Consider the following 13,530-nt stretch of genomic DNA (forward strand, 5'->3'; position numbering starts at 1 on the left):
CCTCTACCGATCTTTAGTTTGTTCGTCCTGCAGCAACTCTTCCATTTGCTGCTTCCGATTGGGCAGTTTGCGAAGCTTGGATTCGAACACCTCATGGAAAGGAGTCTCTACCAGTTCCTCACCCTCGGGTGGAGGCTCCTTACGGAACCGGGATACTAAGCCGGACAGAGCGGATGTGAGGTTTCCGAATTCCGGCGCCTCTTCTTCAAAGGATTTAATCAGAACTTCAACCTCATCAGGATCAGAAATCTTATCGAGTAGGGAAATATCTTCGCCTACACCGATAAGATAAACGGTATTCCCGATCTCAATTACCTGAAGAGATTTATTAGGTCCAAGTCCTACAGCTCCTACCGTTCTAATAGAGCGAGTTTTTGAGAAAAAGCGGTTGCGTCTTCCTAAAAAGCGGATTAATAGAACGATCAGAACAATAATGACAGCTAGAACAACAATAACTGTAATTAGACTTGAGTAGAAATTACCGCTATCGAACCCTGTCTGATCTGAAATGGCCAGGTTCATGGGCCTGTCCTACACACCCAGCGTTTTGTTGATGGCTTCAACAACACGGTCCGATTGGAAAGGCTTAACGATAAAGTCCTTTGCACCCGCTTGGATAGCATCGATAACCATGGCCTGTTGACCCATCGCGGAACACATAATCACTTTAGCTCCAGCATCCATTTTCTTGATTTCCTTAAGTGCTGCAATTCCATCCATTTCTGGCATGGTAATATCCATAGTAATCAGATCAGGACGAAGTTCTTTATATTTTTCAATCGCTTGGGCTCCATCTTGTGCTTCCCCTACTACCTCAAAACCATTTTTAGTCAGAATGTCTCTGATCATCATACGCATAAATGCAGCATCGTCCACGATAAGAATTCGATTTGCCATTGATTTAAATCCTCCCTAACCTTCTCTATTGTAATTTTTGAATGCGGTCCCACTGGCTTACGATATCTGTGACGCGTACGCCGAAATTTTCATCAATTACGACTACCTCACCCTTGGCAATCAATTTGTTATTTACCAGGATGTCGACAGGTTCACCAGCTAGTTTGTCTAGTTCGATAATGGATCCTTGAGAAAGTTCTAAGATATCCTTTATTTGTTTTTGGGTCCTACCTAATTCTACGGTGACTTTAAGGGGAATGTCCATCAGTAAGTTCAAATTATTTTCATCTACATGCGCCATTGAAGGGGCTTGGAGATTTGAAAATTGAACTGGCTGCACATTATAATTCCGATTCGGTACACCGCCATAATGCTGAGGCTCCGCATAAGGTCTCTCCTGCGGGTAATTCGGACCTGGATAGTAATCCTGCTGCTGGTGCCCTCCCGGCGGATATGGAGCCTGGTAAGGCGGCTGAACCGGCGGCTGCGCTGCAGGTGGTTGCTGCTGTACAGGTGGCTGCTGCTGTGCAGGCGGCTGATAACTAGCTGGCGCTTCCTGAACAGGTGCAGATACTGATTCTGCGACCGGTGCGCTTTCCTTATGCGCAGGTGTAGGTGCAGGTTCAGGCGCGCCGCCACCGATAAGGCTGTTAACCATATCTTTGGCAAATTGTACCGGAAGAAGCTGCATGATCGTCGAATCAATCAAATCTCCGATGGTTAGTCTAAATGATATTTTAATAAGTGTTTCATCGGACGGAAGGTTGCTTACCCCATCTCCACTTTCCATGTTCAAGATGTCGATACCCGGCGGCGAAATATTAACAAACCGGTTGAAAATCGTCGACATGGAAGTCGCTGAAGAGCCCATCATTTGATTCATCGCTTCTTGCACGGCACTGACATGAATCTCGTTAAGCTCCTCGTCGGCAGGATTTCCGCTGCCTCCAAGCATGAGATCAGCAATGACCTGAGCATCTCTCGTCTTGATAACCAATGAGTTAATTCCTTCAAATCCAGCCACATAAGTGACATGAATCGCTACATGAGGCTTAGGAAACTCGGCTTCAAAACGTTCTCTGGTAATAATCGAGACTTTCGGGGTCGTGATATCTACTTTCATACTGAGGAGCGTGGACAACGCGGTTGCGGCACTGCCGAAAGTGATATTTCCGATCTCTCCCAAAGCGTCCTGTTCCAGTGCGGACAGGTAATCATCAACCGTCTTCTCTTCAGATCCACTCTGACCAGCCTGTTTCAGCAAGGCATCGATTTCTTCCTGGGACAAATAGTCTTTACTCGTCAAATCCTTCAACTCCTTCATTGACAATTTCATCAATTTGAACGGCGACACGGTCTTTCATCGTACCCGGGCTGCCTATATACTTCAATTTCTCACCAACCCGGATGGAAAGTCCCTCCTGCACCGGCTTGTTCAGTGCGATAACGTCACCTACCGTAAGTCCCAGGAACTCGCGGATGGATAACTGAGATTCCCCAAGTTCTGCAATGATTGGCAGCTTCGCTTTGTTAACACGATGCTTCAGCGCCTCCACTTCTTCCGGTGCTCTGGATTTCTTCTGAGAGACGAACCAGTGATGAACGGATAGTTTTGGCATTATCGGTTCGATAACCACATGAGGAATACAGAGGTTAATCATTCCTGAGGTATCCCCGATTTTGGTGCTTAGCGATATAAGAGCTATGGTCTCGTTGGGAGACACGATTTGCATAAACTGCGGGTTAGTCTCCAGTGCTTCCATTCGCGGAGAAATATCGATTACCGTCTTCCAAGCCTCCTGCAGACTTTCAAAAGCTCTGCTGAATATTCGCTCCATTATGATCGTCTCAATCTCTGTTAAATTCGCGATCTTGGTTGGAGCGGTGCCAATTCCACCAAGCAGCCTGTCCAGCATGGCAAATGCCACGTTGGGATGAACCTCCAGAACCATCCTGCCTTCAAGTGGCTCTGCCTCGAAAATGTTAAGAATCGTCATTTTCGGAATGGAACGAATGAATTCGTCATAAGGCAGCTGCTCAACCTGCACGACATTAATCTGAACAAAGGTTCTTAGCTGGGCGGAGAAATAGGTGGTAAGGTACCTGGCAAAGTTCTCATGGATTCTTGTTAAACTCCGGATATGATCTTTGGAGAACCTGACGGCCCTTTTAAAATCGTAAGCCCTGATCTTCTTCTGTGTTTCCTCTTTTTTGAGTTCTTCCGCATCCATCTCCCCGGAAGAGAGTGCCGCAAGAAGGGCATCAATTTCATTCTGCGATAGTACATCTACCAACTATCTCACCCCCTTAAAAGGATCTATATTCTCTCTCGATATGCTAAATGGTAGACATAATGAAGTTAGTAATATCGATCTGAACAATATTCCCTTCCGGGAGTGTCTGATTAATCAGATTCTTCAGCTTGTTGGCCAGCTGGTCCTTGCCTTTGGCTCCAGTTAATTCGTTAGGCTTTGTATCCGCAAGGGTTTTGATAATGATCGATTTTGCGTTAAAATTCATGATCTTATCAAAGGCCTCTTTGGATGAGGAATCATTAAATTGAAAGGCAAAATCCATAATCACGACATAGTTCGGATCCGACAGGTTTGTCTTTACCTGTTCCATGGTGCTTGTCACTTTCACGAGTTCATCCGCACTCAGCTTTTTCTCTTCAACCTTTGGAGTAGCACTTGTTGTTGAACCACTCTTGTTATTCATTGTCATTACCAGGTAGGCGGCCATCACGACTAGGATTAATGCCAGCAGAATCGTGATTATCCATGGCGCCATTTTCTTCATAATAATTCCTCCGTTTGTTGCACTTTAATAGTTGCCGCATGAATGCCGATTTCTGTGTAATAATGTTTCACCTGCATCATGATCTCGGCGGACTTTTCCAATACGATGAACCGTTTCCCTGTAACCAGAGTTATATAAGTGTCCGGGGTTTCCTCAACGGTCTCGATTAGCAGTGCATTAAGCCACATCGGTGAACCGTTCAAACGCGTGACAGCAATCATGGCGACCCTCCAGTAAAAGTACCGGAGGAGGGCTACCTCCCCCGGTTCTTAAGATTAACGTTTCAAGTTAACAACTTCCTGTAGAACTTCGTCAGAAGTTGTGATAATCCGTGAGTTAGCTTGGAAACCACGCTGAGCCACGATCATCTCTGTAAATTCTCCTGTCAAGTCGACATTTGACATTTCAAGCTGCCCGGAGACCATTGCGCCTGTACCATCGGTCACATTGTTCGCTGTTGTATATACAAGATCATCCAAGTTTGCATTTGGTGTGGAGCGATACAGGCTGCCCCCGACTTTCTCAAGACCTTCAGGGTTCGTCACCTTCACTACTCCGATTTTGACATCGGAGTTTGTGGTTCCATCTCCAAGCTTTTGAATGATCGTACCATCTTGCGAAATAGTAAACGCCGTAGTTTCAGCATCAAGCGTAATAGGAGCCCCTTCGGAACTCAGCACCAGCATTCCGTCGGAAGTAACTAGATTGCGTGCTGCGTCCATATGAAAGTCACCAGCGCGTGTAAGGAAAGGAGATTCCTGGTCTGGAGATAGTTTGACAGCGAAGAATCCGTCGCCGTCGATACGCAGATCTAGCGGATTGTTCGTTGTCATCGCACTACCGCCTGTGTGCAGTGTATCCACCGAACCAATTGAAGTACCCAGACCGATTTGTTTGGAGTTAACCCCCCCGTTAGTGCCTTCAACAGGTGTAGTTACCCCGGATACGGTTTGGCTCATAATGTCCTTGAACATAACGCGTCCTGACTTAAAACCAACCGTATTCACGTTAGCTATATTGTTACCAATGACATCAAGCTTGGTTTGAAAACCGCGCATACCTGACACACCCGAATACATGGATCTTAACATTGAATAATTCCTCCTTAAGTGTTGAACCTAGTAAGCTGCTTCAGTCGATCGGCAGCTAAGCTTGGCTTCCGAATCCGGGCCAGCCAAGAAATACAATTATTGAATCACTACGGCACTATCAATTTGAGTAAAGACATTGTTCTGCATACTGCTGCCATCCATTGCGGTGACTACAGTTCTGTTATTTACATTGACAATCAGCGCCATGTCTTTCATTAAGATTAATGAATCCTTGGAGCCTTTGGCTGCTGCACTGTCGATAGCCGAACCGATCTTCTTAAGCTGATCCGGTTTAAGCTGAATTCCTCTCTGCTCCAGCCTTTTCACAGCGTGATTACTGAATTTCACCAGCTGATCATTCAGAATATTCTGAAAGGAAGCTCCCTTTTGTCCGCCTTGCACAGTTGGGTTGCTTCGTTGGCCAGTAGCAGGTGGTATTTTTCCAGGAAATAAGCGGCCTACGGAGATTGGATCATTCATACCGTTCCAGCCCCATTGGCATCTGCTGCTGCCTTGGTATCTTCTGCGTTGTTAATCTGCGTAATTTTATCAATTGCAATTTCTCTCTGACCAACCTTGGCGTATTGAACACCACCGCGGATGACAATAGAATCAACGATTCCATTAGCACTTGTAGTTGTGGTAACCGGCTTTCCAGTCGTAAAATCAAATCCACTGGTTTCTGTAGTATCTATCCAAGATACCTGTTTACCGATAAGGCCGGAGAGGTTCCCGAGATTCTGATTCATCGTTGTCAATTGACCCGATATGTTCATTAATTGCTCTACAGAAGTGAACTGCGCCATCTGAGCAATAAATTCCTTATCTTCAAGCGGCTGCATTGGGTCTTGATTACCGAGCTGGGTAACAAGGATTTTTAGAAACTGATCCTTCCCCATTGTCTGATTATTTTTAGCAGCGGCTTTTGTCACATTCTCTGTGGAGTAATTGGGCCAAGTTACATTTGTTGGAGTAATATCCGCCATGTTTATGCCTCCTTCCTCTTTAGTTAGGTAGAATTACACTAAGCTCTGGCTACAAAAGAACTTCCGTAATCCTCTTCCTTCGCACGAACTTCACGTATCCACTCATTCCATTCCTCAGTCATATCCGCCGCGGCTACCGCATCGTCACCACTGAGTTCACGCTGTCTCCCATTTTGCTTTTGCTGGCCTTGACCAGCCCCACTTCCTGGTTGGCGTCCATCATGATACATATGCGAGGACAACGATGTATTCTGCGTCACTTCGAGTCTCTCAACTTGGATACCTTGGGATTGAAGCGCTGTACGAAGCTGATTCATTTGCTGTTCAAGTGAATCCTTCGCAAAAGCATGTTCTGTAGCAAATTGTGCGATCAAATGCCCGTTTTGCATCGTAATTTTGACATCAACTTGTCCCAGGTGTTCCGGGAAAAGAGAGATTGTGGCTTCTGTCATGCCATGAAGCTTAACAATATCCAACTTGCTTACTACAAAACCGCTCATTTCCTTAGCAAACTGCTCTACCGGTACTGCTGTCTGAAGCGGTTTGGCGGCAACTAGACCAGCATCTCTGATTTGAAGCTGTCCAACCGTCACAATCAAGCTTGAATCCGCGGGTTTGCCAGCCGTATCCTGTCCAGCAACTTCATCTGTTGTCTCAGCAGACTGGAATATACTACTTGTTGACCTCACATTATTCAATGGACTATATTGATCTTTACTCATTTTGGCTACTAGGATTGGAGCTGTCTGAGCGTTATCTTCAGATAATGTTTGAGATTGTGTCTGCGTGTGTACCCGATTACCAGCCAATTTCAGAAGATCCTTAAGTAGTCCAGCTTGCACACCTGATTCTGAATCAACTGAGGTTGCCACTTGGTCATCTGTCATATCGCTAAACTGCTTGCCTGATGTGCTAGGAGCGATTTCAGTTTGTAAAGACTGAAGAAGCTGGGCAATCTGTGGCAGGTTCTGAGCAGCTTGGGAAGGCTGAGCTTGAAGCTGACTAAGCAGCTGCTGAACTCCATCCTGAACCGCGAATCTGAGTGTTTCAGCATGCTGAGCAATTAGCGGAAGGTCCTGACTCATGCCCTCAGTCGCTTGACCTGCTTCGTCTCCAGCTGTAGATTGAGCTTGATTCAGAAAAGCCTGTACCTGCTGAAGCCAATTCTGCAGTACTGCGATTAAAGATGGATCTGCAGCGATTGCATTATCCAGAGCACTCACTCCCTGTACTAAATCCTCTAATGCGGAGGGGGTTTGGGAGTCAGCCGAATCTGCGGCAGCTTCCTCTATAGTTGGCCCGGTACCAGTTCCAGCTAATGTAGTCTGACCATTAGATGTAGTTGTAGTTGCCTGAGCTGGATTCGCTTGACCTCCTAAAGTACTTAACAGCATTTGGACCAAGGTCTGATTGAAAGCAGGTACAGTTCCTTGAACTGTCTGGGGAGTTGTCGTTTGGGCTGTTTTGCTGCTTGGGTTCGCTGATACAGCGGATGTTCCATTCCCTGCTGATGAGTTCACAATTAGGCTCATTTTCTTTTCACCTCCTTCATAGAATCATCGTTCTGCATTTATTTGCTGAGCATCTTGTTGAGAATCTTGGCTGCCGTAGCGGAATCCACATCATTCATTGCTGATAAGATTTTCGAGCGGGAAGTATCATCAACTGATTTCAGTATTTTAAGCGTTTTGTCCGGGCTCGTCTTATTAGTCTCTAGAAGCAGCTTGGCCGCACTATCTGGAGTCATTGACGCAAAGGTCTGCCCAATCTCCTTATCGCTAAGCCCGGTTGCCGAGCTCGTCGTTGCCGGGGTGGCCGCTCCATCTTTGTTTAGCCTAGATTGCAGGGCTGCGATAGCCATATCCTCAGAAGGTTTGGCATCTTTAAGCAGGATAGACACATCCGCTGCTTTCTTCGGGTCCATTTTCTCTAAAATAGCCGCTTTGCTGTCGTTACTCATCGCATTCAGCATCTGAACCGTTTCTTCCGTGGTCAAGTTACCCAGGATTGCTGCCGCCTTACCTGGATTCATTGAGCCATACAGGTTAGCTAATTTCTTCACTTCTTTTTGATAATCGCTTTCCTGGTTCACTGCATCTTGGGACTTCTGATCACTGACAGCCTTGTTCGCTTCATCAAGCTTGGTCTGAAGTTCCTTTGCTTTGTCTGCTTCAGCCTTGGTTGCTTCATTAGCCTTCTTAAGACTCGCTTCCTGCTTAGAGACTTGCTCCTTCAAGCCTTTGATTGTCGCTTCCGAGCTTTCTGCCTGTTTGGTTGTACCTGCCGGCTCTGGAAGCCAATTCTTCACAATCGGAATGTTATTACCGATCTTAAGAAATTCATTTTTGAAATTGACGTTAAACAGCGTAAGCAGCACGCCAACGAGTACTACAGTGAACAAGATGGGGGTAACTATAAACAAGAAGCGCGCAAATCCTTTGCCACTGGACTCTTTTTCCTCTTCCTCGATAATTGTTTTTGCCAATTCTAACCCTCCTTCACCTTAAAACAGCCAGCCCCTCTATGCTCTTTGGGCCCTCATGGCAAACCGGATCGTAGCCATCTCATCCAGCTCATTTTGTTCGCGGAGAAGTATTTGCTGCTCAAAGCCTGCTTTTGCTTTCTCTTTTGCCTTCAACCAGACTTTCTCATCCAGCATTCTGGTATTCAAATGAGATTGCTTATGCTCCACATTCAGTTCTGCACTTTCAATATCACTAAGCTTTCTTTTGATACAGCGATCCAGATGGTCCACATAACGTTGAAGTTCCTGAAGTCTAAGCAAGGATGAGGCGCCCTCGGAGAGCATAGCTTCACTTGCTCTGGCTTTATCTTCAATCAAGTTCTCCAAAGTACGCTGCTCTGCCTGCAGCTCACCTATTGCTGCAGAAAGCATCCACTCCGCTTGAGTCTTCTCATTCGATTTCAAATCGACCACTTTCTGATACATATACTTGAACTTCATTCTCTAAGGTCAGCTCCCCATAAACTCTGAAATCAAATACTCTTTAGATTCCTCAAGCGTTGCCTTCTCATGAACCTTTTGTTTAGTGAAATTCCATATGCGCCCGATCGCCTCAATTGACTCATCGATTTCGGGATTCGATCCCTTTTGGTAAGCACCGATATTAATCAAATCTTCAGAGTCCTTGTATACAGACATTAAGCGTTTCAAGTTGTCTGCCGCTTCGATCTGATCCTCTGGAGCAATATCCTTCATCACACGGCTGATACTCGCAAGAATATCAATTGCCGGGAAATGTCCCTTGTTCGCGATATTACGGTTCAGAACGATGTGACCATCCAGAATCCCTCGAACCGCATCCGCAATCGGCTCATTCATATCGTCACCATCGACGAGAACGGTATAAAAGGCGGTGATTGAGCCAACTGGACCAGTACCAGCTCGTTCTAACAGCTTAGGCAGCGCCGCGAACACGGAAGGCGTATATCCTCTCATGGCAGGGGGCTCGCCTACAGCAAGTCCAACCTCGCGAAGGGCCATCGCGTACCTCGTTACTGAGTCCATCATCAGCATGACATTCAAGCCTCTGTCCCGGAAGTATTCCGCGATCGTAGTGGCAATTAAAGCTCCCTTCATCCGTATGAGCGCTGGCTGGTCCGAAGTGGCCACGATGACAACGGATCTCTCAAGGCCTTCCGGACCGAGATCCCTCTCAATAAAGTCCAGCACTTCCCGCCCGCGTTCACCGATCAAGGCAATGACGTTGACATCCGCGGATGTATTTCTTGCGATCATCCCCATCAAGGTACTCTTCCCTACGCCTGATCCGGCAAAAATACCAACCCGCTGACCTTTACCTATAGTCAATAGTCCATCTATTGCACGAACCCCTATGCTGATAGGTTCTTTGACCCTCGGTTTGCTGAGCGGGTTCATCGGCTTGTTATAGGTGGAGTAATGTCCCATCCGGGATGGAAGCATGGACCCGTCAAGCGGCTGACCCAGTCCATCAAGCACTTTCCCAAGGAGTTCCGAGCCCACCTGTACACTAAGCGGCTTACCCGTACCCACCACATCGCAGCCCGGTCCAATCGATTGAAGCTCTCCAAGAGGCATTAGTAGAACTTTGTTATCTCTAAATCCCACAACCTCTGCTTGTAAAGGCATCGACGACTTGGTCGGATAGATGTAGCAGACATCCCCTATGCTCGCATCAGGGCCTTCCGATTCCACCATGAGGCCAATGACCTGAGTTACTTTTCCATTTACTCTAACCGGATCCAGATGTCTCAGATGCTCAAGATAACGTTCAGAGTCAAGCTTCTTCATTGTTTTGTCCCCGCTCTTCGCCTTGGAGCGAAATCCTCATTAATTCCTTCTTAATCTCAGTAAGCTGAGTATCGATTCTCGCATCAATGCTTCCAAAGGAAGAACGGATAACACATCCGCGATCCTTCACGGTTGAATCGGGAAGAATCTGAAGCTCTGCCTGTGAGTCAATGACAAGACTCAGTTCTTCTCTCGCTCCTTGCACAAAACTGAACTGCGAAGGAGCCACACAAAGCGTCAAAATGCTTTGGTCTCTTTTTCTTGCCAAATTCCGTTTAATCAAATCAAGGGTATACTCTGGCTCAAGAGTAAGCTGTTGATCTATTACTTTCTCCGCTATCGAAGTACTTAGATCAACCAGAAACGGCTCTGCTTCCTGAATGATCTGATCTTTAGCTTGATAGGCTTGTTCAAGAACTACCCTTGCTTCCTGCATCATCTCATCTATCTCAATCTGGAGCGTACGAAGAGCTTCCTCCTTGCCTTCCTCATATCCCTGATTGAACCCTTCGGATTTCACGGCCTCGATCAGATGTTCATCCTGCTCTCTCCGCTCCTGCCACCACTGCTCGATCTGCTCCCTGGCCTCAGCCAGGATTCGTTCCGCTTCTTCAGAAGCATCCCTAACCTGTCTCTCCGCAAAATCTTTCGCATCATTAAGCATCTGACGTCTGGTCTCTTCCGCTTCTTCATTCTTCAACCGGTTTTGTTCAGCCGCATAAGAGTATGGCTGCTGATCCCCAGAATCTTGATCTACAGTTGAAGGATAATGCTTAGATAAATCCAGCTGTTTGAGTAAATCGACAGGAACGTATTGAGTAGATTTGATCAGATTAGACAATGATGTCATCTCCTCCGCCACGGGCAATAATTATTTCACCAGATTCTTCCAGTCTGCGGATCGTTGCAACAATTCGGGTCTGAGCTTCCTCAACATCACGAAGCCTTACAGGACCCATGTATTCCATTTCTTCTTTAAAGGTATCGGACATCCGCTTCGACATATTGCGGAATACGGCCTCACGAACTTCTTCACTTGCCACCTTAAGCGCAAGCTGAAGGTCCGCGTTCTCGATATCCCGGATAATACGTTGAATCGAACGATTGTCCACGTTGACAATATCCTCGAAAACAAACATCCGTTTCTTGATTTCTTCGGCAAGCTCGGGATCCTGAATTTCCAGGGAATCAAGAATTGTACGTTCTGTCCCGCGGTCTACACCGTTCAAGATTTGGACAATCGACTCGATACCACCCGCACTTGTGTAGTCCTGGGTTACTGTCGCGGACAGCTTCTGTTCAAGCACTCTTTCGACCTGAGAGATAACCTCAGGGGAAGTACTATCCATCACGGCAATTCTTCTGGCAACTTCCGCTTGCTTCTCTTGAGGCAGGGAAGATAGAATTACGGCAGCTTGTTCAAATTGCAGATAAGATAACACTAATGCGATAGTCTGAGCGTTCTCATTTTGTATAAAGTTTAGAATCTGATTCGGGTCTGCCTTACGGGCAAAATCAAATGGTCTCACCTGCAGCGTAGCCGTCAGTCTGTTAATAATATCGTAAGCCTTCTGTGTACCCAGGGCTTTCTCCAATATTTCTTTGGCGTAATTGATACCGCCTTGGGAAATGTACTCCTGCGCCATACAGATTTGGTGGAACTCGGCAAGAATCATTTCCTTCTCGGTACTGTTCACGTTACGAACGTTCGCAATTTCTAGTGTGAGCTGTTCGATCTCGTCATCACGAAGGTGCTTGAATATTTGAGCCGAGACCTCAGGTCCGAGCGAGATCAGCAAGAGCGCTGCTTTTTGCCTGCCGCTCAATCCCTGATTAAGTGCTTTTGACAATACGTTCACCTCTATTCATCAGCCAGCCAAGTCCGAAGCAGATTAACGAACTCATCCGGTTTTTTCTTAGCCAACGTCTCCAGTTGCTTGCGTACTTGATTCTCATTGGTAACCGAATCCAGGTTAATGGACGGATACTCTGTTGGCATGGCAAGAGGAATATCTTCTTCGATCTCTTCATCTTGATTGCGGCGGCGCCGATAAATTAAGTAACCAATACCTGCTCCGGCTAGCAACAACGCTGCGCCGATTCCCCAGACTATTGGACTGGACAGGCTCAAACCACTTTGAGATGCATTGTCTGCCTGGAAGGCTTGAGAGAAGACCGAAACTTTCTTGACCAGATCAGCGTCTGTATATGTAGTTCCAGAATCAGCCAAATATGAGGCGACAATATTCTTCAGTACGTTTTGAATTGCATCTTGTGTAACCTGATCCAAAGAATTTTTTCCTGCAGGTGGTTCAACCATAACGTTTATGGTTAAATCTTTTACAGTATAGGGACTTTGCACAATTTCCTTGCTAATTCGGTTAACCTCGTAATTGATTGTCGAAGTACTCTCATCCGAGGTTGTGTTCGATGAAGAAGTGGATCCCGGATAGCCCGGTACATCTGATTGACCTGTACCTGTGACACCGCCGCTAGCAGGAGTACCTTGTCCCGTGTAGCTTTTCTGGATCTTTTGAGCACTGATCTCGATCCCTTTCATGTTCTCAGTGTCAACCGGCGTTACCAGATTTTCCTTTTGGCTCACCTGATCGAAATTGAGCTTGGAGGCAACCAGGACATTCACTTTGTCCGGACCAGTCAGCTTCAAGAGAAACTGCTGAACACTCTGACGCACATCATTCTCGAACTTCTTCTGAAGCGCCATATTCTCCGAAACAGCACCTGTCAGACTTCCTGCCTTTCCACCATTCTTCCCTGTTGCAAGCAACTCATTGTCATCGCTGCTACTGATTGTAATATTCTCAACTGGAAGATTAGGAACAGCGGTTTTAATCAGGTTATAGTAACCATCAACGGCCCCTTGATCCGGACGAAACCCCGGTTTGAAGCTCAGAACTACGGAAGCCGAAGCCTTCTCTTGTTCATCCGGACTTGCGAACACATTCTCAGCAGGCAGATTGATGAGCACCTTCGCTCCGCTGACACCCTGCATGTTTGTAAGCAGCTGCTCGACTTCTCCATTCAGTGCCGTCTTATATTTCACATTGAATTCATTATCTGTCATTCCGATGGGAGAAGACGTCGTACCGAATGTTCCTGCGAAACCAATAGAGCCATTTTTAACGATCCCCTGGGAACCCACATCTACTTTCGCTCTGGCAGCCTGTGTACTCGGTACCGAGATGCTTTTTCCATCCGCACTTAATTGATATGGAATATTACCTGTCTCCAGATAGTTAATAATTCCAGCAGCATCCGTAGAATCCAGGTTAGTAAAAGCTACTTCGTATTGTGTCTTGGAGAACTGTATCGTTAATAGAATGATGGCAAGCAGAATGATAGAAACTGTGGATATTAATAACGTTTTTTGTTTTTTCGTAAAATGGTTCCAGTACTGGGTTATTTTTTCTCTATACTGGGCAATTCTCTCATTCACATTGTC

The 13,530-nt window shown here is 46.3% G+C and carries 16 protein-coding genes; all 16 read right to left on the bottom strand.

What is annotated here, in order from left to right; all coding sequences use genetic code 11:
• Nucleotides 1-3: 3 nt before the first annotated feature.
• On the bottom strand, nucleotides 4-522 hold the full coding sequence (locus tag ACRRNK_RS13905; protein ID WP_433943321.1) for a flagellar biosynthetic protein FliO: 519 nt from the start codon (nucleotides 520-522) through the stop codon (nucleotides 4-6).
• Between the two features lie 9 nt (nucleotides 523-531).
• A complete protein-coding gene (locus tag ACRRNK_RS13910) occupies nucleotides 532-897 on the bottom strand; it encodes a response regulator (protein WP_068619324.1) in 366 nt (121 codons plus the stop codon).
• 25 nt (nucleotides 898-922) lie between these two features.
• On the bottom strand, nucleotides 923-2,203 hold the full coding sequence (gene fliY / locus ACRRNK_RS13915) for a flagellar motor switch phosphatase FliY (RefSeq protein ID WP_433943322.1): 1,281 nt from the start codon (nucleotides 2,201-2,203) through the stop codon (nucleotides 923-925).
• Complete coding sequence (gene fliM, locus ACRRNK_RS13920) at nucleotides 2,193-3,191, bottom strand: flagellar motor switch protein FliM (RefSeq protein WP_433943323.1); 999 nt, start codon at nucleotides 3,189-3,191, stop codon at nucleotides 2,193-2,195. The genes fliY and fliM overlap by 11 nt, the downstream gene beginning before the upstream one ends.
• A gap of 43 nt (nucleotides 3,192-3,234) precedes the next feature.
• Nucleotides 3,235-3,696, bottom strand: coding sequence for a flagellar basal body-associated FliL family protein (locus ACRRNK_RS13925; RefSeq protein WP_433943324.1), 462 nt, complete (start codon nucleotides 3,694-3,696; stop codon nucleotides 3,235-3,237).
• On the bottom strand, nucleotides 3,693-3,917 hold the full coding sequence (locus tag ACRRNK_RS13930; protein WP_433943325.1) for a flagellar FlbD family protein: 225 nt from the start codon (nucleotides 3,915-3,917) through the stop codon (nucleotides 3,693-3,695). Before ACRRNK_RS13930 ends, ACRRNK_RS13925 begins: the two co-directional genes overlap by 4 nt.
• Before the next feature lie 54 nt (nucleotides 3,918-3,971).
• Nucleotides 3,972-4,787 carry a flagellar basal body rod protein FlgG gene (gene flgG, locus ACRRNK_RS13935; protein WP_433943326.1) on the bottom strand — a complete coding sequence of 272 codons (816 nt, stop codon included), beginning with the start codon at nucleotides 4,785-4,787 and terminating at the stop codon, nucleotides 3,972-3,974.
• Nucleotides 4,788-4,883: 96 nt separating this feature from the next.
• Nucleotides 4,884-5,267 carry a TIGR02530 family flagellar biosynthesis protein gene (locus ACRRNK_RS13940; protein ID WP_433943327.1) on the bottom strand — a complete coding sequence of 128 codons (384 nt, stop codon included), beginning with the start codon at nucleotides 5,265-5,267 and terminating at the stop codon, nucleotides 4,884-4,886.
• On the bottom strand, nucleotides 5,264-5,773 hold the full coding sequence (locus tag ACRRNK_RS13945; RefSeq protein ID WP_433943328.1) for a flagellar hook capping FlgD N-terminal domain-containing protein: 510 nt from the start codon (nucleotides 5,771-5,773) through the stop codon (nucleotides 5,264-5,266). The genes ACRRNK_RS13940 and ACRRNK_RS13945 overlap by 4 nt, the downstream gene beginning before the upstream one ends.
• Nucleotides 5,774-5,811: 38 nt before the next feature.
• On the bottom strand, nucleotides 5,812-7,305 hold the full coding sequence (locus tag ACRRNK_RS13950; RefSeq protein ID WP_433943329.1) for a flagellar hook-length control protein FliK: 1,494 nt from the start codon (nucleotides 7,303-7,305) through the stop codon (nucleotides 5,812-5,814).
• A gap of 38 nt (nucleotides 7,306-7,343) precedes the next feature.
• Nucleotides 7,344-8,258, bottom strand: a complete 915-nt coding sequence (locus ACRRNK_RS13955) for a MotE family protein (protein WP_433943330.1) — start codon at nucleotides 8,256-8,258, stop codon at nucleotides 7,344-7,346.
• 36 nt (nucleotides 8,259-8,294) lie between these two features.
• On the bottom strand, nucleotides 8,295-8,738 hold the full coding sequence (fliJ, locus tag ACRRNK_RS13960) for a flagellar export protein FliJ (RefSeq protein ID WP_433943331.1): 444 nt from the start codon (nucleotides 8,736-8,738) through the stop codon (nucleotides 8,295-8,297).
• 9 nt (nucleotides 8,739-8,747) lie between these two features.
• Nucleotides 8,748-10,067: a flagellar protein export ATPase FliI gene (fliI, locus tag ACRRNK_RS13965; protein WP_433943332.1), complete on the bottom strand. Its 1,320-nt coding sequence runs from the start codon at nucleotides 10,065-10,067 to the stop codon at nucleotides 8,748-8,750.
• Nucleotides 10,054-10,908 carry a FliH/SctL family protein gene (locus tag ACRRNK_RS13970; protein WP_433943333.1) on the bottom strand — a complete coding sequence of 285 codons (855 nt, stop codon included), beginning with the start codon at nucleotides 10,906-10,908 and terminating at the stop codon, nucleotides 10,054-10,056. The genes fliI and ACRRNK_RS13970 overlap by 14 nt, the downstream gene beginning before the upstream one ends.
• Entirely contained in the window at nucleotides 10,901-11,917 is a 1,017-nt protein-coding gene (gene fliG, locus ACRRNK_RS13975) for a flagellar motor switch protein FliG (protein WP_433943334.1), read from the bottom strand. Before fliG ends, ACRRNK_RS13970 begins: the two co-directional genes overlap by 8 nt.
• 11 nt (nucleotides 11,918-11,928) lie before the next feature.
• Complete coding sequence (fliF, locus tag ACRRNK_RS13980; protein WP_433943335.1) at nucleotides 11,929-13,524, bottom strand: flagellar basal-body MS-ring/collar protein FliF; 1,596 nt, start codon at nucleotides 13,522-13,524, stop codon at nucleotides 11,929-11,931.
• Between the last annotated feature and the right edge of the window lie 6 nt (nucleotides 13,525-13,530).

Source organism: Paenibacillus sp. SN-8-1 (assembly GCF_050995535.1).
In the GTDB taxonomy this organism is placed as follows: domain Bacteria; phylum Bacillota; class Bacilli; order Paenibacillales; family Paenibacillaceae; genus Fontibacillus.